The sequence below is a fragment of the Achromobacter aegrifaciens genome, assembly GCF_902859735.1.
Classification (GTDB): Bacteria; Pseudomonadota; Gammaproteobacteria; order Burkholderiales; family Burkholderiaceae_B; genus Achromobacter; species Achromobacter aegrifaciens.
Genome location: NZ_CADIJY010000002.1, coordinates 425,890 through 451,238, shown reverse-complemented (window position 1 = coordinate 451,238; position 25,349 = coordinate 425,890). Strand labels below are relative to the sequence as shown.

The 25,349-nt window shown below is 65.9% G+C and carries 23 protein-coding genes; 7 read left to right on the top strand and 16 right to left on the bottom strand.

Features of this window, described 5'->3' with window-relative positions; genetic code table 11:
• The first annotated feature begins 690 nt into the window (after positions 1-690).
• The gene (locus HV766_RS30290; RefSeq protein WP_302476939.1) at positions 691-819 is read left to right on the top strand and encodes a hypothetical protein; all 129 of its coding nucleotides are present in this window, start codon (positions 691-693) and stop codon (positions 817-819) included.
• Position 820: 1 nt separating this feature from the next.
• Here HV766_RS30290 and HV766_RS30185 read toward each other — a convergent pair whose 3' ends face one another.
• From HV766_RS30185 to HV766_RS08015, 10 genes are all read right to left on the bottom strand, one after another.
• Positions 821-1,267: a hypothetical protein gene (locus HV766_RS30185; RefSeq protein ID WP_254593294.1), complete on the bottom strand. Its 447-nt coding sequence runs from the start codon at positions 1,265-1,267 to the stop codon at positions 821-823.
• Between the two features lie 395 nt (positions 1,268-1,662).
• Positions 1,663-4,143 carry a TonB-dependent siderophore receptor gene (locus HV766_RS08055; protein ID WP_254593293.1) on the bottom strand — a complete coding sequence of 827 codons (2,481 nt, stop codon included), beginning with the start codon at positions 4,141-4,143 and terminating at the stop codon, positions 1,663-1,665.
• Between the two features lie 103 nt (positions 4,144-4,246).
• The gene (locus HV766_RS08050) at positions 4,247-5,248 is read right to left on the bottom strand and encodes a FecR domain-containing protein (protein WP_254593292.1); all 1,002 of its coding nucleotides are present in this window, start codon (positions 5,246-5,248) and stop codon (positions 4,247-4,249) included.
• A gap of 73 nt (positions 5,249-5,321) precedes the next feature.
• The gene (locus HV766_RS08045) at positions 5,322-5,843 is read right to left on the bottom strand and encodes a sigma-70 family RNA polymerase sigma factor (protein ID WP_125471308.1); all 522 of its coding nucleotides are present in this window, start codon (positions 5,841-5,843) and stop codon (positions 5,322-5,324) included.
• A 515-nt stretch (positions 5,844-6,358) separates the two neighbouring features.
• Positions 6,359-7,105 (bottom strand): hypothetical protein, encoded by a 747-nt coding sequence (locus HV766_RS08040; protein WP_156337378.1) that lies wholly within the window; start codon positions 7,103-7,105, stop codon positions 6,359-6,361.
• A gap of 68 nt (positions 7,106-7,173) precedes the next feature.
• Positions 7,174-7,929, bottom strand: a complete 756-nt coding sequence (locus HV766_RS08035) for a hypothetical protein (protein ID WP_175180934.1) — start codon at positions 7,927-7,929, stop codon at positions 7,174-7,176.
• 217 nt (positions 7,930-8,146) lie between these two features.
• Positions 8,147-8,440 carry a SorU family sulfite dehydrogenase c-type cytochrome subunit gene (gene sorU, locus HV766_RS08030; RefSeq protein WP_302476938.1) on the bottom strand — a complete coding sequence of 98 codons (294 nt, stop codon included), beginning with the start codon at positions 8,438-8,440 and terminating at the stop codon, positions 8,147-8,149.
• A 47-nt stretch (positions 8,441-8,487) separates the two neighbouring features.
• Positions 8,488-9,735, bottom strand: coding sequence for a SorT family sulfite dehydrogenase catalytic subunit (gene sorT / locus HV766_RS08025; RefSeq protein WP_175180933.1), 1,248 nt, complete (start codon positions 9,733-9,735; stop codon positions 8,488-8,490).
• 212 nt (positions 9,736-9,947) lie between these two features.
• The gene (locus HV766_RS08020; RefSeq protein ID WP_119451470.1) at positions 9,948-10,580 is read right to left on the bottom strand and encodes a class I SAM-dependent methyltransferase; all 633 of its coding nucleotides are present in this window, start codon (positions 10,578-10,580) and stop codon (positions 9,948-9,950) included.
• Positions 10,581-10,831: 251 nt separating this feature from the next.
• On the bottom strand, positions 10,832-13,294 hold the full coding sequence (locus tag HV766_RS08015; protein ID WP_175180932.1) for a penicillin acylase family protein: 2,463 nt from the start codon (positions 13,292-13,294) through the stop codon (positions 10,832-10,834).
• 319 nt (positions 13,295-13,613) lie between these two features.
• Here HV766_RS08015 and HV766_RS08010 point away from each other — a divergent pair, with 319 nt between their 5' ends.
• Together HV766_RS08010 and HV766_RS08005 are read left to right on the top strand one after the other, a co-directional pair.
• Positions 13,614-14,021, top strand: coding sequence for a hypothetical protein (locus tag HV766_RS08010; RefSeq protein WP_082401051.1), 408 nt, complete (start codon positions 13,614-13,616; stop codon positions 14,019-14,021).
• A gap of 9 nt (positions 14,022-14,030) precedes the next feature.
• Positions 14,031-14,252: a YMGG-like glycine zipper-containing protein gene (locus tag HV766_RS08005; RefSeq protein ID WP_013393765.1), complete on the top strand. Its 222-nt coding sequence runs from the start codon at positions 14,031-14,033 to the stop codon at positions 14,250-14,252.
• Positions 14,253-14,303: 51 nt separating this feature from the next.
• Here the strand turns inward: HV766_RS08005 and HV766_RS08000 are convergent, their stop codons facing one another.
• Genes HV766_RS08000 through HV766_RS07985 form a run of 4 tightly spaced genes read right to left on the bottom strand, consistent with a single transcriptional unit; the run spans position 14,304 to position 18,180 of the window.
• Positions 14,304-15,134 carry an SDR family NAD(P)-dependent oxidoreductase gene (locus HV766_RS08000; RefSeq protein ID WP_225588727.1) on the bottom strand — a complete coding sequence of 277 codons (831 nt, stop codon included), beginning with the start codon at positions 15,132-15,134 and terminating at the stop codon, positions 14,304-14,306.
• Complete coding sequence (locus HV766_RS07995; protein WP_225588726.1) at positions 15,131-15,871, bottom strand: SDR family NAD(P)-dependent oxidoreductase; 741 nt, start codon at positions 15,869-15,871, stop codon at positions 15,131-15,133. The genes HV766_RS08000 and HV766_RS07995 overlap by 4 nt, the downstream gene beginning before the upstream one ends.
• Positions 15,872-15,893: 22 nt before the next feature.
• A complete protein-coding gene (locus tag HV766_RS07990) occupies positions 15,894-17,225 on the bottom strand; it encodes an MFS transporter (RefSeq protein WP_175181070.1) in 1,332 nt (443 codons plus the stop codon).
• 22 nt (positions 17,226-17,247) lie between these two features.
• Positions 17,248-18,180 (bottom strand): alpha/beta hydrolase, encoded by a 933-nt coding sequence (locus HV766_RS07985; RefSeq protein WP_415823412.1) that lies wholly within the window; start codon positions 18,178-18,180, stop codon positions 17,248-17,250.
• 173 nt (positions 18,181-18,353) lie between these two features.
• On the opposite strand from HV766_RS07985, the gene HV766_RS07980 reads away from it, so the two are divergent.
• Positions 18,354-19,256: a LysR family transcriptional regulator gene (locus HV766_RS07980; RefSeq protein WP_054454448.1), complete on the top strand. Its 903-nt coding sequence runs from the start codon at positions 18,354-18,356 to the stop codon at positions 19,254-19,256.
• 42 nt (positions 19,257-19,298) lie between these two features.
• Here the strand turns inward: HV766_RS07980 and HV766_RS07975 are convergent, their stop codons facing one another.
• On the bottom strand, positions 19,299-19,976 hold the full coding sequence (locus HV766_RS07975) for a hydrolase (RefSeq protein ID WP_054454449.1): 678 nt from the start codon (positions 19,974-19,976) through the stop codon (positions 19,299-19,301).
• A 143-nt stretch (positions 19,977-20,119) separates the two neighbouring features.
• Here HV766_RS07975 and HV766_RS07970 point away from each other — a divergent pair, with 143 nt between their 5' ends.
• The 3 genes from HV766_RS07970 to HV766_RS07960 all read left to right on the top strand — a co-directional run bounded on the left by HV766_RS07970 (position 20,120) and on the right by HV766_RS07960 (position 24,265).
• Positions 20,120-21,025 (top strand): LysR family transcriptional regulator, encoded by a 906-nt coding sequence (locus HV766_RS07970; protein ID WP_054454875.1) that lies wholly within the window; start codon positions 20,120-20,122, stop codon positions 21,023-21,025.
• 133 nt (positions 21,026-21,158) lie between these two features.
• Positions 21,159-22,550, top strand: a complete 1,392-nt coding sequence (locus HV766_RS07965) for an alginate export family protein (protein WP_175180930.1) — start codon at positions 21,159-21,161, stop codon at positions 22,548-22,550.
• 26 nt (positions 22,551-22,576) lie between these two features.
• Positions 22,577-24,265 carry an amidohydrolase gene (locus HV766_RS07960; protein WP_175180929.1) on the top strand — a complete coding sequence of 563 codons (1,689 nt, stop codon included), beginning with the start codon at positions 22,577-22,579 and terminating at the stop codon, positions 24,263-24,265.
• 43 nt (positions 24,266-24,308) lie between these two features.
• Here HV766_RS07960 and HV766_RS07955 read toward each other — a convergent pair whose 3' ends face one another.
• Positions 24,309-25,331 (bottom strand): porin, encoded by a 1,023-nt coding sequence (locus tag HV766_RS07955; protein ID WP_175180928.1) that lies wholly within the window; start codon positions 25,329-25,331, stop codon positions 24,309-24,311.
• Positions 25,332-25,349 lie beyond the last annotated feature (18 nt).

Below are 25,349 nucleotides of genomic sequence, written 5' to 3'. Positions count from 1 at the left end.
CTGGCTTGCGCGCGGGGCAAACCCTAGGAAGACGGTGTTTTCGGGCGTCCGCCCGACGAGGTCCTGGCGACTGGCGGCTTCGCGGCAAGCGCGCAAGCGATAGGCGCGCCAACCGGAACAATTGACACACTATTGCAAATTAATCTCAATATATTTCACGCTATCCGCCCGACCGTCCGCGTTGGGAGGATGCCGGCACTGCCCCCTCCCTGGGCGCTTTTTTCCTTATCTCTCTCCCTGCGGCCTGCGCGCGCGTGCGCCCGATTCATCGCCGGAGCCATACCCTGTACGACGGATGCTCCTCCTCCAAATGCCGGTGCTAAAGATGAACACGCCACGGGCGAACGCGTCTGCAGGCAATTCAAATCCCGACGCAGGCGCGCCGATCTTGGAGGGAGACTCTATGGCCTCAAACACTCGATTAGCGGACGTCATCGTCAAGCTGCCAGATCGATCGACCTGCCTCGTACAACGTCGCCTGGTCATCAAACGCAGCGATGCGGCCCCACCAGAGCCGCAATACATCTGTTCATTACCATCGGGCGAGCCTGTGACATGGTTGCGCGATGGGAAGTATCGGCTGCCAGACGGCACCGTCGCTGTCGCGGTCGCTCATCGACGACCCAGCAAGTAGGTATCAAAGTCCATCGCAGCCGACATTGCGCTGCTGATGGCACGCTGCATTACCTGATGTCCGCCGTGATCGGCTATCCGGCGCATGCTTTGCTGACGATGAACATTGCCGCCTGGAACGCACCGTTGATGCTGGCGGTGACCATGGCCGTCCTTCCCGTCCAACCCTTGGCTTATGGGGCGTAGATCATCGGCATGCCCTCGGTGCCAGACTACAATTTCGGCCGTTGATCCGCCAGCGCACCTCGCGCGCCGCTTCGTCGCAACCACCGCCGACCCGCAACATCACCTCGCAGCCCTTGCCCAGGCCGTCTTCGTCCTCGTTCCCGGATGGCGGTCTTGGCGTGGTCATCTTGAACTCGCGATCCACCGCGTAATCCAGCGTCGCGAGGCCGATCTTCTTCAGCCTCTCCATGGCGCTCTGGGGCGGCACCGTTTCGGGCAGTTCGGTACGGGGCTGATGATAGGTGATGCGGTTGAGCCGGTATTCGCCCGACCACACCGGAATCACCTGATACCGCAGCTTGCCGCGCACGGTCTGGAACTGCGGCCCGGGGTCCGTCGGGTCCAACTTGTGGTCTCCCGCGCCGGCGCTGATCGCGTAGCCCTGTTCCGTCTTGTGGTTCCGGTACACGAACGTGCTGCACTGACGCACAAACGGTCGCGCGTCGCGTCGTCATTGAAATCGCACTGGGGCCCCGCATCCAGGTTCAGGGTTGGAATCACCAGCAGCGCCATTCCCTCCTGCCGCGCATTGCCCAGCAATTCATCCACATTCACGCGATGGCGCTCCATCAACGCCGCAGTGCGCGCGGCGAAATTCGGCTCGGCGGGCTGAGCCATTGCCAGCGCCGGGGCGTAAGGGCAAGCAGGCCAACGCAGGCAAGCGTGGGGAAAAGCGGCGTCGTTCTGGGTTCCTGTGTCCGAGGCGGGAAGGAACGGGGCATTGCAAGAGGCCGGGCCAGGCAATACCCCGGCGGGGAAAGGCTAGGGCATGATATCGCGTCGCCCCCCCCGCCCGCGCAAGCATCAGAACCGCCCGCGCAACGTCAGCATCATGTTGCGCGGCGCGCCGTAGTTGTTGCGGTTCTCGACATAGCCCGGATACTCGTAATACACCTTGTCGAACAGATTGTTCACGTTCAACGCAGCCGTCCAATTCGACGTCACGTCATACGCGACCCGCGCGTTCCACACGCTGTACGACGGCCGGCGCACCTTCGAGATGCTGTTGGTCAGCGCGCTCTGCCAATTCACGCCCGCGCCCACGCTCAGGCGGTTCAACTGGCCGGGCAAGCGGTATTCGCTCCACAGACGCAACAGGTGCCGCGGCGTTTCCTCGCTGAAAGTCTGGCCCTCGCGGTCCGGATCGCTCAGGTATTTATTGCTGTTGAATGTATAGCCCGCCGCCACTTGCAGGCCCCGCATCAGCTCGCCGCTCATCTCCGTCTCGAAGCCCTGGCTGCGCACCTTGCCCGCCGCGCGCGAACAATACCCGCCGTTGCACACCGGCCCGGCCTCGTAGTCCTGCACAGCGCGGTTTTTCTGGTCGATGCGGTACAGAGCGAACGACGTGTTCAGCTTGCCGTCCATCAGCTCGCCCTTCACGCCCACTTCGTAGTTCGCGCCGACGATGGGCTTCAAAATGCTGCCGTCCAGCGTAGTGGCCGTTTGCGGCTCGAAGATATCCGCATAGCTGGCGTAGGCCGACCACTGCGGCGTCAGCGCGTAGACCAGCCCCACCATGGGCGTGAACTCCGCGCTGGCCTTGGCGGTACTGACATCGTCCCACGTGGCGGCCTGCGTGGTATAGCGGCTTTCAAACCAGCTGAAGCGCCCGCCCGACACCAGCGTCAGGTCTTCCGTCAGGCTGCTGCGCAGCTGCGCATAGACGCCTTTCTGCACATGCGGTTCATAGCGCGACGTGCGCTGAGAGTCCGGAAAGCTTTCTGGCTTGGGCACATGCGGATTAGGGTGGAACACATCCAGCGGCAGATAGTTGGACGCGTACTCGATGCGGTCCTTCGACGTCAGCCGCGACATGCTCACACCCACCGTCAGGTCCTGCGCCATGCCCAGCACCGTGAAGCGGCCGTTCACATTCGCATCAAAACCAATGTGCTCCGCCGACTTGTCGTAATTCCACGCATTGCGCATCGGCCCCATCAAGGTCACCGGGTCCACCGCGCCCGTCGCGTCCAGCGCCGAGGTCAGGCTCGTCTCCTTCACGTAGGTGGCCGCCACGTTCACGCGCCAATCGCTGTTGAAGCGATGTGTCAGGTCTGCAAACACCTGCGTCTCATCCCGGTCCCACTGGTTCCAGTCCGCGCCCAGAAAGGTAGACCGCTTCAGCCCCAGCGAACTGCCGTCGCTATATCGCGGCAAGCCGCCGAAGAACGGCGTGGACCGCAGGCGCGACACCAGCACGCCCGCGCCCACCGTCGTGCTGGGCGACAGGTCGTAATCCAGCGCGAAGTACAGATTGGTGTTGCGCTCCTTCACCACGTCGATGAACGAACCCTTGGAATCCAGATCCAGCACCGCCCGCGCCCGCAGGCTGCCATCCGCGTTCAAGGCCCCGCCCGCATCCAGCATACCTCCCACGTGGTCCCACGAGCCCGCGCGCGCCTCCATCAACACCTGCGTCTCGGCGGTAGGGCGCTTGCGCACCAGGTTCACCGAGCCGCCCGGCTGCCCCGCGCCTTCGAACAGGCCCTGCGCGCCGCGGAACACCTCCACCCGGTCCAGATACGCCGTGCTACCGGTGAAGCTATTGCCCACCGCATAGAAACTGCGCGACAGCGGCACGCCGTCGTATTGGATATTTGTGATCTTGAACCCGCGAGAATAGAAATTGCGCCCGCCGTCGGCCACCTCGCTGATTGTCACGCCCGTGGTGTTCTCCAAGACCTCGCTGATGGTCGACAGGTTCTGGTCATCCAACCGCTTGCGCGTCACCACCGTGACCGACTGCGGAATGTCCTTCAGCGCCTGCTCGGTCTTGCCGATGGTCGCCATGCTGGACCCGTAAGATTGCGTGCCCTCGGTCTGCGCATGATAGGCGCCCGTCACCAGCACCGGCGCCAGCGTGCTGGTGGCGGACGGCGCCTCGGCTTCCACACGGATACCGCCGTCCACATTCACCGCGCGATACCCCGTGCCCGTCAACAGCGCGCGCAAGCCATCCGCCACGCCATACTGGCCACTCAGGCCCGCGCTGTGCGCCCCGGTCAACTGCGACGAGGAATACCCCAACGAAATCCCCGCCTGCCGCGCAAACGCGGCCAGCGCGTCATTCAACGGCCCCGGCGCAATCGCGTACACGCGGGCCAATTCGGACTGCGCCGCCGTGGCCGGCGCGGCCTGGGCGTAGGAGAGCGACGGCGCCGACAAGGCGGCCAAGGCCGCCGCCAACGGCAGCAGCACGGTAAAGAAGGGATGGGGGCAAGCGCGCAAGCAAGCCCGCGCGCCGGACGACGGCGTCGCGGCCCGGAGACGATGGGTCTTCACGAAAGGGATACTCCAATGAGGGTCGGTCGGTGCTGGGCAGTGCGCACTGCTACAACCGGTATGACGAACGAATTCGCCCATCCCCTCAGATTTTTTTGTTTGTTCAGCCCCGCGCCCGTTCCGGCGCCCGTGCGCGTGCCCGAACCCGCGTCACCCGCCCGCCCCACCACAAGCGTCCCGCCTGCGGCTCCACCGGCAGAATCTGACGCAGCAGCGCCAGCACCTTGCGCGTATCGTCCAACTGGAACACCCCCGACACCGGCAACCGCGCCACCGCCGGGTCACACTCGATCGCCCCGTGATAGCGCGACAGCTCCTGCAAGAAGGCGTCCAGCGGCATATCGCGCACCGACAAGGCCCCCTCGACCCAGGCCCCGCCATCCAACATGCGGCCCTCCACCGGCACCAGCGCCCGCACACCTTGCGGCGTCATCCGCGCAGACTCCCCGGCCCGCAGCGTCGCGCCCGCCGCCTCGCCCGCGCCATCGCGCGGCAGCAACGCCACCGCGCCTTCATCCACCGCCACCTCGCTGCCGTCGTCCCACTGCCGCACCCGATACCGCGTGCCTAGCGCCTGCGCCCGCCCGTCGCGCGTCTCCACGAACAGCGGCCGCGACAGCGGATCATGCCCCGAGATCACATACACCTCGCCCGCCAGCAAACGAATGCGCCGCACCGGCCCGCCATAGTCGATATCGACCGCCGTCTCCGTATTCAGCACCAGCGTCCCGCCATCCGGCAGCGTGACGCGGCGCCGCTCGCCCCGCGACGTAGACACGTCGGCCAACGCCTGCCGAACCACCGGCACATCCCCCACCCGCCACGCCACCCAACCACCCGCCGCCAACGCGCCCAGCGACATCAGCGCCTTGCGGCGCGAACGTCGCACCTGCGCCACCTCTGTCTGCCGCAGAATCCGCGCGGCCGCCTCGGCCGGCATCTCCGCCGCTGGCCGCTGCAAACGCGCGCCCAGCGCCTGCAAACGCTCCCACACCAACGCATGCGCGGGCTGCGCCCGCAGCCAGGCATCGAACGCCTGCCACGCCGACGCGTCCGCCGTGTTGTATTGCAGCTTGATGCGCCAGCGGATCGCTTCGTCCAACATCGCCCGATCCACCGCGCCCTCCGCGCCGTCCTCCGGACGCGCGCCTGGCGCCCCTGGCGACACGCCCGCCCGATCAAACCCCATAGACCAGCCGATAGCAGTGCTGCAACGCCTGCGCCAGATAACGCTCCACCGTCGCCACCGACCTCCCCACCTGCCGCGCAATCTGCGGGCACGTATGCCCCTCCATCTGCGCCAACAGAAACACCTCGCGCACCTCCGGCTTCAACCGGCCCAGCATCTGCGCCACCTGCTCCAGCGACTCCAGAATCAACAGCCGCGACTCTTCCGAGGGCCAATGGCTCTGCGGATAAGTCTGCAACACCGCCAGATAACTGCGCTCGATCTCCAACCGCCGCCAATGGTCCACCAGCAAGCGGTTCGCGATGGTGCGCAGGTAGGCCCGCGGCTCGCGCAGCACGGTGTCAGAGGGGGAGTTTGCCGACAGCAGGCGCACAAACGTGTCCTGCGCCAGATCCGCCGCGCGATGCGCATCGCCCAGCTTCAGCCGCAGCCAGCCGTGCAGCCAGGAATGATGGTCGCGGTACAGCGTCGCGATGCCGGCGTCGGGACTGGCGCTAGGGGTAGCGGGCATGGGGATATACTGGGAATGGGAATTGTTCCTATTATATCCAGACGAATACCGGCCCAAGCCCGGTGTTCGCCCCCATGCCCGCCGGCTCGGGCGGGTCTTTGTCGTTGGGCGGGCGCCTACTGCAACGAAGCCGGCGCGTCGTGCAACACGCCGCAAGGGTCCGCGTCCGCGCCGCAAGCCCGCGCCTGCTCCAGCATGGCATTGACCTGCTCCCTGTGAACAGCGCCGCAGCATTGCTGTGACGCGGTACTGGCCGGCTTCCCAGCGAAGGTCATTTGGCCATTCATGGCCCGAGCTTGAACTCGCTGCTCATTTCGACGCAACACCTACGAGGTGAGCTGTGAGTTTGCAATCAATCAGTGTTGCGTTAGCCGCCATCTCATGCGCAACACAACAAGCACAGCGGGGACCGCAACGCAGATTTGGAGACCCCGATGCTCTCCAGAGTGGAGTCGAACGCAACACCAATCCCGAACTACCAAGAATGCGTATTAAGACCGCGGCGCAACTGAACCTTACTTCTGCACAATGGCTTCCGATGCCAGGCGGCCGGTTTCGATGCACGAAACAAGGTTGGCCCTTACCAACGTGTCCACAGCGCCTTCATCACGCGCACCCGGCGATGTCATAAGCACAATGCGGGCACTATCGAAGGCCTGCGCCAGATCACTTGCGCTGGGCCATTTGGGCTGCAACGCCGACAAGCTCGACTGGACATTGCCCAAGATGCGATTACTGGCATTTTTCAGCTCTGGGACCAGTCGGCTGGAACCCAGAACCGGACTTGCCGCAGCCACGACACAAGTCAATTGAGCCGCTGCCGCCGAAAAAATGGCATCCTGCGCCGTCAGGGAATACTGCGCCATTAACAATGCGGAGCCCGTCGCGATGCCCGCTCCCACTGCGGTCGTAGCAACATTGCCGATAATCGCGCCTACGGCTCCCGTCACAGCGCCGCCAATCGCGCCCGTACGCAGCTCAAGCCCCCCAGTTCGCGCCCTTTCCGAACGGTAGCGGTAGTATTCGGTCTGCACTTGCAGCTTCGCAACGACGTCGTCAACGGTGGTTTCGGACGACAGGTCGAATGCCTTTTGCGCATTGGTTTTTTCTCCTGTGTTCGTCTTGCTGGGATCGCTCCAGACGTCCAGAACCGGATAGGCATTTGGCGGTGTCCAGGCGCATCCGGATATACCACCCGCGAAGCTCACCAACGCCAATCTGACGGCCGTTCGGACGATGCAACGAGATGTCGGGTATGACACGCGCCCTCCTCTGTCGAACTCGATGGTCGCGACACCGCCGAGACAACTGAATCACTGATACGCCTTTTTCATTTTCCGAGTTGACCGATGCCTTGTTCGATGACACTGGTACGCACTCGGACGCCCTGCTCCTGCAATGCCAGATTCCGAAGCACAATTGTCAGATTGGGCAGAGGCATACCGGCGGCATCGAACAATTTCAAGTCCGCATTGATATCGAGGTTCAAGTCGCGCACCAACACGCTCGCGATTTCAGGCGGGCAATTGCAGCCCGCAGCGCAATCGGCCGTCCCGGGCGCCGCTTTCTTTGGCGCTTCGCACCACGGGCCCGCGAAGGTCGCAGCCGGCTTTGCCCGTCCATCCTTGCAGGTCCTGCCATGCCCGTTGACGACAGCTCTTGACCCCAGCGTGTCGCACCATGGCGAATGCGCTGCGGCAATATCCACGGCAGACACCAGGCCCCGCCGGTACTTGGACCGAAGGTCCATCGCAATCGCGCGGGCCGACCAGGCCGGCGAATCGAAGATCGCATGCCCGTCCACGTCGCGGTTGCCGTCGTTGCCCTGCGCGTCGGTCGTTCCCCGCCAAGAGCTGGCCCCATGTTTCTGGCACCAGTAGTTATTCATTTTGATGCAGCGCTTCGCAACCGCGGCGCACTCGACCGCGTTGCCATTGGCATCTGTCAGCGCTTTCCTGGCTTCTTCGCACCAATTCGAGGCCTCGGCCTGGGGGGGTGGCATCGACTGTGCGCCCACGGAAAAGGACAACACTGCCGCCATCGTGGCAGGCGCAACGAGCAGTGACCAGGATACGAGTTGTCGCATGGCAGGCACCTGAAGAGACGGCATACCCGGCAGCCAGACTTCAGCACCGTTGCGCTTCAGAGAGCGCGGAAAGCTACTGGGAGCATGGATCGTGGGAGCGTTGCTCTCGAATTTTTACCACGCGTGGATTCGTTCAAACACCACCACAACATCCTCCAAATTGAGTATGACGCAGCCCGGTTTTTTCCGGAGGAACGTCACCGCAACTGGAGTCCGCTCAGGGCTGCCCCCCAGTCGCCTTGGCCACATATGCCGCCAATACCTCGATTTCCTGATCCGACAGGCTCGTATAAGCCGGCATCTGGCCGATGCCATTGCGGATGGCCGTCGCCACGCGCGCCGCATCGGGCTTGATTTCGTCGAGCTTGGGACCGATGGCGCCGCTGGATTGCGCGTCGTTCAGGGTATGGCAGATCGCGCAGGCTGGCGTTGCGCCAACGAACAAGGCGCGGCCAGCCTCCATGTCGGGTTCGGCTGCCGACACGCCGGCATGGAGGCTGGCGATCAGCAATCCGGCGCCTAATGCGCGCTTCCTGGGTAACGCCAGCGCAGCTTCCCTCATGCCTTGGCCACCACCGTCACGGCGTGATCGCGCCAACTGCTATTGATGTAGCCGCCGGAATTCTGCGGACGCTCTTCTTCCTGCACGCGGCCCTCGGTATCCGTGGCCCGGCTGACCAGCACGTGTTCGCCCGCCGCCAATTCCACCGGCAACGCGAACTGGCGCCAGGCATAGCGCCCGAGGTCCGGGCCGACCAGCTCCGCCTTCTGCCAGTTCTTGCCGCCGTCTATCGAAACCTCGACCTGCTTGATGCCGTTGGTGCCGCCAAACGCCACGCCCTGCACCACCACGCGCCCGGCCTTCAGGGTGGACGCAGCCGGATTGGGCGTATTGATCCACGACTTCACGCCCATGGCCCAGACAGAGGGCTGGCTCGGATTCCCTTTCTGCCCAGGTGGCGCGAGGCGATAGCCGGTCTGCTGGATCGCGGCCGGGCTTTCCTTTTCAGTGAAGGCCAGCCGCTTGATGTATTTGACGCTGTTCACGCCTGTGTAGCCCGGCACGATCAGGCGCAAGGGGCCGCCATGAGCCAGCGGGATCGGTTCGCCGTTGAGCTCCCAAGCCAGGAGCGCATCCCGCATCGCTTCCTTGGGCACCGAACGCTCGACCATGACCATGTTCGGATCCAGGCCGTCAGGCAGTTTTTCGCCGCCGGTGCCGGTCATGTACACGGCGGCCGCCTCCAGTCCGCCGCAATGCTCGACCAGGACGCTGACCGGCAAGCCGCTCCAGATCACGCATCCGGCCGCGCCGACCTGCCAAGGCGTGCCGCTGGGTTTGTTGGGGAAATAGCCGCGGCCATTGCCCGAGCACTGCAAGACCATCGCCAGCGTCTGCAGGCCCATGCTCTTCAGCTGCCCCACGCTCAGCGACATGGGTTTTGCCACGCCGGCAATTTCAAGGACCCATGCGTCGCGGTCGGCCACGATGGACTCGTCGGGCGGCGGCAGGTTGTTGCGCACGTAGAGTTGACGCAGCGGCGTGACCACCCCGCTGCCGAATGCCTCGCGCCGGGTTTCTATGGTGTTGGCGCTGTGCACGATCATCGCATCGGGCTGCTTCCAGGCCGCGTAGGCTGGCAGCGGCTTGGCGGCGGATGCCGGGGTCGGTGGCGCAGCCGCGGCTGGCGCGGCTTTCTGTTCCGCGGCCAAGGCCGCGCGTCCCAGGCCCGCTGCGGCCAGCGCGCTGGCGCCGCCAGCCAACAGGCGCCGCCGCGCCGCGCTCTCGATCAGGGATGAACGCATTGCAGTCTCCTCGTTGGGGTCTGGAATCGTTGGTGTTCCAGAACCCTGCCGGCCTGTTACGACGTGGCTGTCTACCCCGCACGCACGTGTCCCAGGCCGCCAATAGTTATGACTGCGATGTTGGTTGAGCGATCTTTTCGTGTCAATTAGTTATTTGCAATACCCTGCCCTAGCCCATTTGGATAGGACGAGCCCATGCCAGCCAGCGCGGCCTAGGCCCGCCGGGCCAGGCTGTACACCGACGCTGGCGGCAGGTTCAGCGGCACGAACCCGACCTTGCTGGCCTGCAAGCCGCAAGCCTCCAGCACACTGGCGGATATCGGACAACGCACGCCATAGGTGAATAGCGCCATCGAGCCCTCTGCCGGCAGCGCGTCGAACACGGCGGCCAGCAGTTGCTGGTGATGCGCATGGCTCATGTTGCGCAACGGCAGGCCGCAGATGGCGGCGCCGATGCCATCCATCTCGGGATGGCGCTTGCGGCAGAGTTCCTGCGCCGGCACCCGTAGCACCGCTGCCTCCGGAAACTGCGCCTGCAAGCTGCTGCTCATGGCCATGTCCTGTTCGACCAGCACCAGGTTGGCCGGATCCACGCCCCGGCGCAGCATTTCGCGGGTAAAAACACCTGTGCCGCAGCCCAGCTCCAGGACTTTGCCCGCGCCGGGCGGTATGCAGGCGGTGATGGCCGCTGCCAGTGCCGGGCCGGACGGCGCCACAGCGCCTATGGCCGCGGGATTGGACAGCAGCGCCCGGACGAACTGCGTACGCTCCTGCAGCCAGCCCAACGGCGAGCGGCTCGCGGACTGGCGCGGGATAACGGTCTTGTAGGATTGCGTGGAATGCATGGGGGCCTCAGTCTCCTGGATCGGGAATGCCGTGCGACCCCAAAACCTTAACTGCGCAAGCCCCGCCGCACCCGCAACCGTCGGTAAGCACCCTTGTCAATTCGGTCTTGAAAGGCACGCCCGCCGCGCCCATGCGCGGCCGCACGCGGAGAGTTTAAGTTGCATAACTCTCTCCTGCCCTGCGTTATTGCGCCGTTCGATCAGCGAGGCCACGCTGATCGAACGGCGCTCCGCCGGCAGGCTGGCCTGAATCAGCGCTGTACCGGACGCAGATTCAAGGTACCCGCCTTCTCGCTATCCACCTTGGCGCGGCTGAACGCCATGGGGAAATACTCGCCCGTTGCCCAGTCCTTGAGCAGGTTCTGGTAATACGGGCTGCGCGGGTCGGCGGATTGTCCCGGCACGTTCTGCATGCGCGAGTTGTCCCAGTCGGCCACGTCGATCACCTGGCGGTATGACGCGCCGCTGGTCTGGCGGAAGTCGCTGGCGCGGAAGGTGGCGCGGTGCACGGTGTCGTTGTCGCCGCTGACCGGATAGCGCGGCGTGCCGTAGGCATTGGCGGTGGCCTCGGGCAACAGGCTGGCCAGGCTGTGCTCGAACTGGATGTGATGCAGCTTGCCCCACTGCCATTGCGAGGAATCCGGTCCCAACTTGGCGCGCAGCTTCTGCAAGCCGTCGTTCAGCGCCTGCAGCAGCAGCGCGTCACGGCCCTGCTGCGGCTGCGCACCGAAAGCGCTGTCCGGCGTGGCCAGCTTCTCCAGCGTTTTGGCGGTGGACAGATTGCCGAAGGCGGCCCGGCCGTTGGCAGGCACGTAGAGTTCAGTCACGCGCTTGACGACCTCGGGCAGCCAGAACTCGTACACCGTGGCCGCGCGCGATTCCGTTCCCACCCGGGCGTCCCAGTCCTTCAGCATGCTCAAGGCCTGTGTCGTCGCGGGATCGGCCGAATTCAGCGACTTCGCGTAGCCCGTCAGCGTGCGCGCCGGAATGGACAGGTTGTCGTACTGCAGCGCCTGCGAACTCTGGACCGTCTGCCCCTTGCTGTCGGCCAGCACCTCGCGTATGCGCTGCACGCGGTAGGGTTCGGCCCAGGTGCGGGCGGACATGTCCTTGTAGCGGTAGTCGGCCGGCAGGTTGTATTCGTTGGCGGTGGCGACATAGCCCTCAGGAGGGTTGTAGGCGCGGGGCAGCGCGCTGCCCGGCAGGACGCCGCGCCATTCGAACTCGCCATTGCCGGGCACGGGGAGCATGCCGGACCAGTCCGCGCGCGGGCGTATCGGCGCGATGCTGCCGCCGAACCAGCCGATGTTGCCGTCCACGTCGGCATACACCATGTTCTCGCTGGGCGTGTAGTGCTTTTCCATGCCGGCGACGAACTCGTTCCAGTTCTGCGCCTGGTTCAGCCGCAGGCTGGCCAGATAGGCCGCGGTTCCGGGAAATTCCAGATAGGCCGCGCGCAAGGCATAGGCCTTGCGCTTGACCGGATCCACGTAGATCACCGGGCCGTGGCGGGTGAACTTCAGCTGGCGCGTTGCCGCCGCCTGCCCGCGCACGGGGATCGACTCATCCACCTGGCGCATCTTTTCCCAGCGGCCGTTGTAGCGGTATTCGTCCGGCCTGGCTGGATTGGTGTCGTAGACGTACAGGTCTTCCTCGTCGCCAAAGGCGAAGATCGTCAGCCCGAAAGCGATGCGGTCGTTGTGGCCCATGGACACGCCGGGCAGCGCCGGCTCGCCCGCGCCGATCACGTTCCAGCCCGGCGCGTTCAGGTGCACCATGTAGCGCAGCGACGGCATGGTGATGGACCGGTGCGGATCGCCCGCGAGGATGGGCTTGCCGCTGGCCGTATGCTGGCCGGCTATGGTCCAGTTGTTGCTCTCGTAGCGGGTCGCCATGGGGTCGAACGCCGGATCCAGCGACGCCAGCAGATTCGCGGACAATTCCTGCGCAAGTTTTTCGCGCTCGGCGGCCGCGAGCGGGCTGCGCGGGAAGTCGGCGGCGACGAATTTCTGGCCGTTGCGCGCCAGGTTGTAGTCGCCCAGGACCTTGCTGTCGACGTCGCGCACGTCCAGTCCGGCAGGCACCTGCAGCGCCAAGGGCGGCTCGAAGGTGCTGAGTCCCTGCACGGCGTTCAGGCCCAGCGCCGCGACGCGTTGCGCCATCCGCACCTCTTCGTTGAGATTGCGGGTCAGGCCATAGATGCGGATGAGCGAGGTCTCGGGGCTCCAGTAGCCGGGCTCGGTGCCGGTCAGCTTGAATTCCGGCGGCATCTGATCGGGATTCGCCTTGACCCAATCGATGTAGGCATTGATGCCCGCCGCGAAGGACGTGAGGATCGCCTTGCCCTGCGGGTGGTAGCTGGCGAATTCGGCCTGCATGTCGCCGCGGTACAGGAACAGGCGCGCCGCGCGGTCCTGCTCGACAAAGCGCGGGCCGAATTGTTCGGCCATCTTGCCCTCGCCCTGGCGGCGCCAGAGGTCCAGTTGCCAGAGGCGGTCGCGCGCCGCGTTGAAGCCTTGGGCGAAGAACAGGTCATCCTGGTTCTGCGCGTAGATGTGGGACACCCCGTGGCGGTCGCGCACGATCTCCACGGGCTGGGACAGCCCCTTCATATCGACGGTTTCTTTCTTGCCTCCGGGCGACGCGCAGCCTGCCAGCACTGCAATCAGCCCGCTCGCCAGGAATGCCGCGGCCCTGCGATTGAACGTACGCATTGACTCCTCCTCGGGTTTATTTGTCTTCTATGTGCCTGCCGGCATCGAGGGGCCATGCCGCCCGACGCGACAGCTAGCAATATGTACAGCGAAATTCCAAAGGCGGCGAACGCTGTTTCATTTGAACAGGCTTGCCAGAATCGGTAACGTCTGCGCCAGGTCCGTGTTGAAGCCCGATGGCAGAGCGGCACGCCTCTTGCACAAGCATGCTTTCAAGCCTAAATTGATCTGGTCGCCTGGCGCTTGGCCATTGCAAGCGAACTGCGCGCATGGCGTTCTGGTTGTTTTTCTGTCTTTTGTTCCACCAAGGAGCGATATGATGAAAGTGAAACACCTGTTAGGCCCGGCAGCCCTTGCGCTGTCACTGCTGGTCGCCGCGCCGGTGGTAGCGGCGCCTACCGACCCGGCGCCCATCATCACCGGCAAGCAATGGTCGGAGTCCGACGCGAATCTGAAGAAGGCCTACCTGCTGGGCATGGCGAACCTCATCCAGGTGGAGCAGGCCTATCAGCAGCGCCGCGCGCCGGCGGACAACCAGACGCTGATCCCGCGTTTCGCCAAGGGTTTGCAGAGCCATACGCTCGATTCGGTGCGCGAACGGCTGGATAGCTGGTACGCGGCCAATCCGACCCGGATGGACCGCCCCGTGGTCGAAACGCTCTGGTTCGAAATCGTCGCGCCCGCGGCGCCGGCCACGCCGGCCGCTCCCGCCAAGCGCGCCCGCTAGGAGTCAACCATGAAAGTCATCCGATCGATCGCCATAGGCCTCATGATGGGGTCGCTGGTAGCCTGCACCAACATGAGTTCCAAGCAGCAAGGCACCCTGTCGGGCGCGGCCATCGGCGCCGCGGCCGGGGCGGGCATTGCCGCCATCGCGGGCGGCAGCGGCTGGACTGGGGCCGCCATCGGCGCCGCCGCCGGCGGCATTGCCGGCAATATCTACGGCGACAAGCACTAAGCCTCTGCCCTTGCGCAATGGCCAGTCCCGGGCCGCGGCCCGGGACTGCGGCTACAGATTGCCGGTGGACTTGCCGATCCGCCAGTACACGCCTCCTCCCGTCATGCCGCCGTCGACCGGCAGGTCCGCGCCGGTGATGAACGAAGCCTCGGGCCCCAACAGGAACATTACCGCCGCCGCGATCTCGTCGGCATCCGCGCCGCGCGACAGCGGCGTGGCGTCGCGGTTGCCTTCATAGAACAGGCGCGCCCGGCCGGCGTCATGCACGGCATTGGGCTGCATGATCATCGGAGTTTCCACCAGGCCGGGGCATACGGTGTTGACGCGTATGCCCCGCCCCGCCAGTTCCAGCGATGCCGCCCGCGTCAGGCCGCGCAGGGCCCACTTGCTGGCGGTGTAGGCTGCGCTGAAGTAGCCGGTAAGCCCCGCCGTCGACGACGTATTGACGATGGCCGCGCCCTGCGGCATCAGTGCGGCCAGGTTGCGGATGGCGAGGAATGGCCCGTCCAGATTGATGTCCAGCAGGCGCCGCCATTCCGCGTGCGTGGTCTCGGTCACGGTTTTGCGCAGGGTCACGCCGGCGTTGTTGACCAGGCCGTAGAGCGGCACGCCCGCAGCCGAAATCTCGTCGGCCAACGCCAGCCAATCGGATTCGCGGGCCACGTCCGCGACCCGGATGCGCAGCCGTTCGGCATCCTCGCCCGCCGCCGCGCGCAATTCCGCCCAGGTCGCATCGCTTTCGGGCAAGACGTCCAGCGCGTAGACGGTTGCGCCGGCCTGCAACAGGCGCAGCGCCTCGGCCGCGCCCTGCCCTCTGGCCGCGCCCGTCACGACGGCCGCCTTGCCGTTCCACCACGATGCCACGTCCTTGTCGTCGCTCATGTCTTGGACACTCCGCCGTCGACCATCAGCACGTGACCAGTGACATAGCCGGATGCCTGCGAAGCCAGATACAGCGCCGCGTCGGCGATCTCGGACGGCTGGCCCACGCGGCGCGCCGGCAGGCGTTCCACGTATTCGGCAAAGGTGGCGGCGTCGGCGTGCATCCAGCTGCTCATCGGCGTTTCGATGAAGCCGGGCGCAATGGCGTTGACGCGCAGCCCCTTGGGGCTCCACTCCAGCGCCAGGCATTGGGTCAGATGGGCCACGCCGGCCTTAGCAGCCGCATAGTCGGCGCAGTTCGGGCGCGGCTTGACGCCGGCATAGCTGGACAGGTTGATGATGGCGCCGCTGCCTTGCGCGATCATGTGGCGCGCAGCCGCCTGCGCGCCGAAGAACGTGCCTTTCAGGTTGATGTCCATGGTGCGTTGCCATGCGGCTTCGTCCAGGTCCAGGGCGGGCATGCGGGCCATGAAGCCGGCGTTGTTGACCCACACGTCCAGCGCGCCGTACTGGGCAGCCACCGCGTCGGCCAGTGCGCGTACCGCCTGCGCTTGCGTGACGTCCAGTTGGCGGCAATCCGCGTCCACGCCGGACAGCGCCTCAAGGTCCAGGTCGGTGGCGACCACGGTCGCGCCCTGCTGGCGGAACGCCGCCGCCATGGCGCGTCCAATACCGCCCCCGGCCCCCGTGACAACCGCGATTTTCCCTGCCAGATCCGGATAGTTCATTTTGCTCATGTGATGATGAAAAAATTGGAGTTCAGTTGAATGCCGCGCGCTTGGCGGCCTTGTTGACTGCGGTGTTGCCGGCTTCCTCGCCCGGCAGGCGGATGTCGTTCAGGTCCATGCCCGCCGTCTCCTTGATGAGGAAGGCGCCGGCAAACGCCATCAGCCCCAGCGCCCCCACGTAGGCCGTGTAGACCCAATCCAGCCCTTGGGCGCCCAGCCAGGCATTGATGTAGGGCGCGGTGCCGCCAAAGATCGCGACCGACAGCGAAGAGATGAAGCCCACGCCCATGGCGCGCGCGCCGGTCGGCACCTGTTCGGCCACCACGGCGGGGAAGATCGCCGCCAGCAGCGCCCAAACCAGGAGGCCTATCAGCTGCCCCACGAACAGCGTCCAGGGCTGGTCGGTCACGATGTGCGATACCGGGAACACCGCCAGCGCCACGCCCAGGCCGAAGGCCATCACCATCGGCTTGCGGCCGTAGCGGTCCGCCAGCCAGCCGCAGACCGGCAGCCACAACAGGCACACCAACTGCGCGATCAGGCTGGCCGTGTAGGCGCCCGCCGGATCCATGCCCTTGGTCGCGATGGCCGTGGCCGGCGCGAAGGTGACCCAGGTGTAATACGTGGCGTTGGACGCCGCGGCGATCATCACGATGTTGCGGGCGATCTTCAAGGCCTGCCGCGCCGACACCTTCTGCGTACCGCCCTGCTCCGCGCTGTGTTCGAAGACCTCGCTTTCGCTTGCGCTGCGGCGCAGGAACAGCGCGTAGACGCCCAGCAGCGCCCCCACGCCAAAACCCACGCGCCAGCCCCAGGCTTCCATCGCGGGCTTGCCCAGCCAGGACGTCAGCAACGCCGCCAGCGCGGTCGCGGCCATGACGCCGATGGTCACGCTGACGAACACTGAACTCGACCACAGCCCGCGTTTGGCCGGCGGCGCGATTTCGGCAACATAGGTATAGGCCACGCCAGACTCGCCGCCATGCGCCAGCCCCTGCATCAGGCGGCAGATGAAAAGCAATACCGAAGCCAGCACGCCGGCCTGCTCATAGGTGGGCAGCAGCGCGATCGCCAGGCTGGTCAGGGCCAGCAGGCACATGGTCAGGACCAGCGTGAACTTGCGGCCGTAGCGGTCGCCGATGCGGCCGAACAGCCAGCCGCCGATCGGCCGCGCCAGGAATCCGCCCGCGAACACGGCCAGCGTGGCCAGCAGCGCCGAACCGCGGTCGGACGGGTCGAACAGGTTCATGGCCAGATAGGCCGAGAACGTGCCGTACAAGGTCCAGTCGAACCATTCCAGGGCATTGCCCACGGCCGCCGCGCGCAGCGAAGCGTGGCGGCGTTGGCGGTCCTGTGTCTCCATCATTATTGTCGTCGTCATTTTTTTATCCGTGCTGGTCTTGGCCGAGATGCCGCGCGAACCAATTGGCCGCGGCGTTGCTGGTGCGTTCGAAATGTTCCGTGTAGACCGAGTAATGGCCGCCGGGCACCAGCAGCAACTCCTTGGGCTGATGCGCCGCGTTGAAAGCGTCCTGCTGCAGATCGGCAGGCGTCAGGCCGTCGCCGGTGGCGACGATCATCAGGAGCGGCGTAGGCGCGATGCGGCGCACGTACATGCCGGGCTCATAGGCGCGGGCCAGTTCCAGCGACCGCAACGTGACCTCATTGACCCAGCTTGGGCAGCGGCGCGCTTCGCCCGTCATGTAGTTGTAGGAGTCCGGGCCCGGATAGGCGACCGGCGCGTCGGGATCGGCATCGACCATGCGCAGCATCGCAGGCGGCTGGCCCGCGTCGCGTGCCTCGCGGTCGGCTTCGAACGCGGCCTGCAGCGCCTGCGCCTTGTCGTAGCGCACGCGCCGTTGGGCCGCGGAGAAACCGCTGGTGGTCGGAACCTGGCTGACCACGCACTTGACGCGGCGGTCGATGGCGGCCACCGTCAGCGCGTGGCCGCCGCTGTAGCTGCTGCCCCAGATGCCGATGCGCTCGCGGTCGACTTCCGGACGTTGGCGCAGATAGGAAATTGCCGAACGGAAATCCTGGATCTGCCGCTGCGGATCGATCTCCTGGCGCGGCATGCCCTCGCTGCGGCCGAGATTGCGGAAGTCGAAGGTCAGCGCGGCCAGGCCCCGGGCCACCACAGCGGCCGCGTACTCTTCCAGGTCGCCGCCGGCGACCATGGACCAGCCGTGCGCGAGCGCGACCGCGCCGACCGGGCCGCTGGCCTGCTCGGGCCGGTAGAAGGTACCCCGCACCAGATCCCCTTCGACCAGGAATTCAATCGGTTCTGCCGATCCTTTTGGGCCTGATCGTTCTGGCATAGATGAACTCATGCCTGTCTCCTTATCGCTCATCAATGAGCTAAGCTTGTGTGAACAGGTCGAATTCTGCCCATCGGGCCTGGCGCGAACAAGCGCTATTATTCAAGCCATCAATCGTTAATTCCGATCGATATAAGAATGACTACTACGCGCACAGAAGGTGCCCCGGAGCCATGGATCTACGCCAATTCGATTGTTTTCTGGCCGTTGCGGACAAGCTGCATTTCGGCCGCGCGGCGGAAGCGCTGCACATGAGCCAGTCATCCGTATCGGAAGCGGTCAAGGCGTTGGAAAAGACGCTGGGCGCCCCCTTGTTCGAGCGCAGCAGCCGCCGCGTCGCGCTTACGCCGTTGGGCGAAACCCTGAAGCTGGGCGCGGGACCGGCCGTGGTCATGCTGAAAGCCGCGCTGGACGACTGCAAGCGCCAGGCCGCGGGCAAGCCGCGCCATCTGCGCATCGGCTTCCTGGGCGGCGGTTTCTACGAGCTATACCGCCCGCTGGTCTCGGAATTCAAGGCCGCGCATCCCAACGTGGAGCTGGAGTTCGTGGAACTGACCTACGTCACCCACTACGCGGCGGTGGCCGACGGCTCGGTCGACATTGCGTTCTGCCGTTTGCCGCTGGGCGCGGACGGCCTGTGCCATGGGCCCATCGTGTTGCGGGACCAGCGCATGCTGTGCGTCCCGCTTGATCACCCGTTTGCCGCGGCGACCCTGCTGGACCCTGAGCTGCTGGCCGAGGAACGGCTGGTGCGCATGGTGCCGGGATCGGTCAACCAGGAATGGCAGGACTACCACTTTCCGCGCCACACGCCCAAGGGCAAGCCCATCGGCGACGGCCCGGTGGTGCGCACGATCCGCGAGGGCATCGCGGCCGTGAACACGCGCGAAGGCCTGCTGATGCTGACCAAGCGCGCCGCCAGTTATTACGCGACGCCCGAGATCGCATTCGTCGAGATCGACCTGCCCGCCATGCCTTCTGCCCTGGTCAGGCGGGTGGACGACCACCGGCCCATTCTCCAGGAACTGGAAGCCTTGCTGCTGCGCATCGCCGAGCGGCATGGCGTGGCGGCTTGATCCGGGCCGCGAGGCCCGGGCCTCCGCTTATATCGAAGCGGATCAGCGCTGCGAATCCAGGACTTCGTTGTTCTTCACCACTTCCTGCGCCTTGGAGTAGCTTTCGATCAACAGCTGGTAGGCCGGGAACACCTTGGTGTAGACCTCGGCCCACTGCATGGCGTCTTCACGGTTCCAGGTCTTCTGCAGTTCCGAGGCCACGGCGGCAGTGTCCATCGGCACCACGCCGGCCTGCACCACGCGCGCCAGCGTGATTTCCTGGGCCATCTTGGTGTACGTGCCAGAGGCGTCGATCACCGCGAACACCTTGTAGCCGTCGGCGACGGCGCTGATGGCCGGGAACGCCATGCACACGCTGGTGATGGTGCCGGCGATGATGAGCGTCTTGCGGCCGGTGGCCTTCACGGCGGCAACGAATTCGGGGTTGTCCCAGGCGTTGATCTCGCCCTTGCGCGCAATGTATTGCGCATGCGGGGCGTTGGCGTGGATCTCGGGAATCAGCGGACCATTCGGGCCTTGCGGCACGGAAGCCGTGGTGATGACGGGCATCTTGGCCAGCGTGGCCATCGACGCCAAGGCGCCAGCGCGGGCACGCAGCTCCGGCATGGGCATGTCGCCCACGGTCTGGAACAGGCCGCTCTGATGATCGATCAGCAGCATGACGGCGTCGTCGGCGTCGATAACAGGACGTTGGCCGTTGAAGTTGGCGGGTGCGGACATGGTGTACTCCTAATTTGAAAGGTCGACGGCTTGTGGCCGAATCAGAAGCCTTATGGCTGCACAAATATTAAAAATAGAACAAAATTGTCGGAAGACCGATTTTTTGCTTTCAGCGTTCTATTTTTTGAACCAAAGGGATGCCCATGCAGGATCTCAACGACCTTTTCTATTTCGTGCAGACCGTCGAGCACCAGGGCTTTGCCCCCGCGGGACGTGCGCTGGGCATGCCCAAGTCCCGCCTCAGCCGCAGGCTGGCCCTGCTGGAAGAGCGCCTCGGCGTGCGCCTCATCCAGCGCTCGACCCGGCATTTCATGGTCACGGACATAGGCCAGACCTACTACGAGCGCTGCAAGGCCATGCTGGCCGAAGCGGAAGCCGCGCAGGAAGTGATCGACGCGGCCCAGGTCGAGCCGCGCGGCGTGGTCAAGCTGACCTGCCCGATCGCCCTGCTGCATACCCATGTGGGCGGCATGCTCGCCGACTTCATGATCAAGTACCCGCGCGTGGTCATACAGTTGGAGGCCACCAACCGCCGGGTCGACGTGCTGGGTGAAGCCGTGGACGTGGCGATCCGCGTGCGCCCGCCTCCGCTGGAAGACAGCGAACTGGTCATGCGCGTGCTGTCGGACCGCGGCCAGAGCCTGGTCGCCAGCCCGGGCCTGACGGCCCAATGCGGCCAGCCCGCAACCCCGGACGACCTGGGCGCCTGGCCCAGCCTGGCGCTGGGCTCGCCCAACCAGGCCTATCGCCTGGAGCTGTACAAGCAGGACGGCCAGCAGGCCACCGTCTCGCTTGCCCCCAGGATGATCACCACCGACATGATCGCCTTGCGCAACGCGGCGGTGGCCGGCGTGGGCGTCGTGCAACTGCCCACCATGATGGTGCGCGAACAGCTGCAGGCGGGACAGCTGGTCCGGCTGCTGCCTGACTGGGCCCCGCGCCGCGAGCTGATACATGCGGTGTTCCCGTCGCGGCGCGGCCTGCTGTCGTCGGTCAGGGCCTTGGTGGATTATCTGGCGGAGCGCTTCGGGAAGTTGCAGGAAGACTAGCCCAGCGTTCCGTTTTCAGGACAGCCAGGGCTAAAAATGGCGACTACCGACGCCATTGTCCTTAATCTATCTTGCCGCCTGGTCACTTCTACCGCTGTCGACGTTTGCACGCGTCGGCTGCAGCCCAGGCAACTTGAACTTCCACAGACTCGCAATCCTCCCGCTGGCCGCGCTGGCAATCGGCGCCGCGCAGGCCGCCGGGTCCGCGCTGCCGCCCATCGATCCCTGGCGTTATACCGAGGACTACAGCTACCTGGACGACCCGGCCAAGCGCACGGGCGCCTGGGGCGAAGCCGGCAAGTGGATCCGGCTGGGCGATTCCTCCGCGCTGACCCTGGGCGCCGAGCTGCGCGCCCGCTATGAGCGCTACCGCAACAACGAATTCGGCGACGCGGCTGTACCCGACGAGGGTTACCAGCTGTACCGTTTCCTGCCCTATGCCGACCTGCGGCTGGGCCGGCAGGTGCGCGCCTTCGGCCAGTTGAACCTGACCCATGCCGAACGCGACACCGGCTCCATCGGACCGCCCGACGACACCGGCAGCGACGTGCTGCAGGCTTTCGTCGACGTCTCTCTTGCCGGCGCTGGGGGCACCTGGACCGCGCGCGCGGGCCGCCAGGTCATGGCCTACGGCAGCGAACGGCTGATCTCGGCGCGCTACGGTCCCAACGTCTTGCGCTCGTTCGACGGCGGCGCGCTCAGTTGGCAGAGCCAGGAACTGCGCGTGGACGGTTTCCTGGTGCGCCCGGTGCGCAACGATCCGGACGATTTCAGCGACCGCGCCGACTCCCAGCGCCGGCTCGGCGGCCTCTATGGCACCTGGTCCGCGCCCGGCGGCCTGGCCGACACCGGCCTGGATGCCTACCTGCTGTCGCTATCCAGCGACTCGGCCAGCTACAACCAGGGCAGCGGCCCCGAGACGCGCAACGCGCTGGGCGCACGCTACTTCGGCCAGCGCGCATCCTGGCGCTGGGACCTGGAAGCGGTCTATCAATACGGCAGCTTCGCTGGCGCGCCGGCGCGTGCCTGGTCGCTCGCCAGCGACGTGAGCTACACCTTCCGCGGCACGCCGTTGCAGCCGCGCCTGGGGCTGAAGGCCAACATCATCAGCGGCGACCGCGATCCCGACGATCCCAAGCTCCAGACCTTTGCCGTCTTCTTCCCCAAGGGCAAGTACTTCGGCGAAGCGGGCCTGATCGGCCCTTCCAACCTGATCAACTTGCATCCCTCGCTCACGCTGGACCTGGGCTCCGGCTGGACGTTGGGAACCGCGGCGGTCTTCTATTGGCGTCAAAGCCTGCAGGACGGCGTGTACGGCGTGGCCGGCAATCTGCTGCGCCCGGCCGGCGCCAGCCGCGCCCGCTACATCGGCACGCAGGCCGACGTGGTGCTGGGCTGGGAAGTGTCGCGCCACCTGAGTTTCGAAGCCGCCTACTCGGTGTTCCGGCCCGGAAGCTTCATCCGCGACACCGGCCGCGCCGAAACCGTCCATTTTTTTGGCCTGGAAGCGCTATGGCGCTACTGACCCCCCTCGATGACCGGAGACTACACATGAAAAGAACCACGGCGCTTGTCCTCGCATTGGCAGCCGCGCTGCCCTGCACCGCCCACAGCCGCGACGCCGACCTGGTGCTGCGCAATGGCCAGATCATCACCATGGACCCCGCGGCGCCGCGCGCAACGGCCCTGGCGATCCAGGGCGAACGCATCGTGGCGGTGGGCGAGGACGGCGATGTCGAGCAACACGTCGGACCGGCCACGCGCCAGTTGGACCTGCAGGGCCGCACGGTGATACCCGGCCTCATCGACACGCATATCCACGCCATCCGCGGCGGCCAGACCTATGCGTTCGAAACCTACTGGTACGACGCGCCCAGCCTGGCAGACGCGCTGGGCCGGCTGGCGCGCGACGCCGCGCAACGCCCGCGCGACCATTGGGTCGCGGTGGTCGGATCCTGGCATCCGCGGCAATTCCGCGAGCGCCGCGCGCCCACCCGCGCCGACCTGGACCAGGCGGTCCCCGGGCATCCCGCCTATGTCCAATACCTGTACGACTACGCCCTGCTCAATAGCCGCGGCATCGAAGCCCTGGGCCTGGACGGCCCGCAGCCGCCGGAACTGCACGGCATCACGGTCGAGCGCGACGCGCAGGGCCGCGCCACCGGCAGGCTGCTGGGCGGCATCGGCCCGTTCAACGCGCTGTTCGCCCGCCTGAGCCATACCGCCGACCGCCCCGCCGGGCTGCAAGCCTTTCTGCGCGCCATGAACGCGCGCGGGCTGACGGGCTTCATCGATCCGTCGGCCGGCGGCGCTGAAGCCTACGAGCCGCTCTACGCGCTGCGCGACCGTGGCGAACTCACCGTGCGCGCGGGCTACCGGATCTCGGCCATGCGCGCGGGCGGCGAGGCGCAATGGTTCCGCGACATCATGGCCTTCCGCCCGCCGCGCCATGACGACGGCAAGCTCGCGTTCCTGGGATTGGGTGAAAACCTGGTGTCCGCCATGAACGACGGCGTGCGCATGGGCCCGGGATTCAACCCGCCGGCCGAAGCGCGCCAGGAACTCGCCCGCATCGCCCGCTACGCGGCCGAACGCCGCATCCCGCTCGAGATCCACGCCTACACCGACGATGCCGCCAGCGCCATCCTCGACGTGTTCGAGGAAGTCGGCCGCGACCACGACCTGCGCCCGCTGCGCTGGTCCATCGCCCACCTGAACACCGGCTCGCGCCGCACGCTGGAACGCATGGCGCGTTTGGGGCTGGCCTATACGGTGCAGATGGGTCCGTACTTCGAGGGCGAAGCGATACGCGAAGCCAATCCCAAGGGGGCGGAGCAGGATTCGCCGCCGGTGCGCACGGCGCTGGACCTGGGTCTGCCGGTCGCGGGCGGCACCGATTCGACCCGCATCGGCGTGGCTGGCGTCTGGCAGGCCGTGGAGTACCACGTGCAGGGACGCGCCATCGGCGCCACCGTGCTGCGCGAGCCCGGCGCCTTGCTCACGCGGGAGGAAGCGCTGGCGCTCTACACGCGCCAGGCAGCCTGGCTGGCATTCGACGAAGACGACCGCGGGCAACTGAACGCCGGCAAGCTGGCCGACCTGGCGGTGCTGGACCAGCCCTACCTGACGATGCCGGCGGACCAGATCCACGCCATCAATTCGGTGTTCACGCTGCTGGGCGGCAAGCCGGTGCATGATGCCGGGGTGTTGCCGGCGGCGCCTGCCAAGGCGGTCCAATAAAAAATTGCGGCCCCGCACTGAGCGGGGCCGCAGCGCATCACGCTCAGAACGAGTGGCTGATCCCGACCTGGAAGCCCTTCGAGTTCGCGCCCGGCACGCCTTCCGGCGCGACGTCCCCGGTCACGAAGGCGGCATTGCCCTCGTTCTTGATGAAGGAGGCCGCCGTGTACAGCACCGTGCGCTTGCTGAGCGCGTAGGTGTAGCCCAGCGCAAACTGCTGGGCGTCGTCGCCTTCGTACTGTCCGCTCTGGGTGGAACGGGAGTACGACAGCTTCACGTGGCCGCCACCCACAGGCACCGACGCGCCCGCCAGGGCCACGTGCTGCTTGTCCGACCCGATCTTCTGCTGCAGGTAGTTGGCAAACAGCTTCACCACGCGGAAGTCATAGCTGGCGCCCAGGGTCGCGGTTTCGTAGTGCTCGCCGCTGCCCATCGACGTCCTGCCGTATGCGGCGGCGACATTGAGCGGACCGGACTGATAGCCCAGCCGCCCGCCGGCATAGTCGGCGCCGCGCAGGTCTTCTTCGCGCGCATAGTTCAGGTGTCCGTATATCCCGCCGAGTTTCTTCGGCAGGAAGTACGCCACCATGTTGCTGGCGCGCGAGAGCGTGGTGGCGCCCTCCATCCCCAAGGGCCAGCCCTTGATGATGTTGCTGCTGCCGCCCACGCCCACGGTGCCGAAGGGCGAGAACGAGGACACGTTCCAGAACGCCGCGGTGTAGTCCCGCCCCAGCCGCAGTTCGCCGTAGCGCTCGTTGCTGAGGCTGATGGTCGAACGCCGTGTCCAGTTCAGGCCTTGCGGCCCGCCACTATTCGGCAGGATGGGCGCCTCCAGCCAGAACCCCACCGAGTTGCCGTTGCCCAGATTCTCGGTGCCGCGCATGCCGATGCGGCTGGGCAGCATGTAGCCGCCCTGGTCCATGCCGATCTTGGACGTGCTGCCCGCGGTGGCGCTGGTCACGTTCAGGTCGATGTGGCCGAACAGGGTCAGCGACGACGATTGCGCAAGCGCCGGTCCCGCCAGCGCACAGGCTCCCAACAGCCCGATTCTTCTGATTATTGACATATTCCCCCCAGTTCCCCC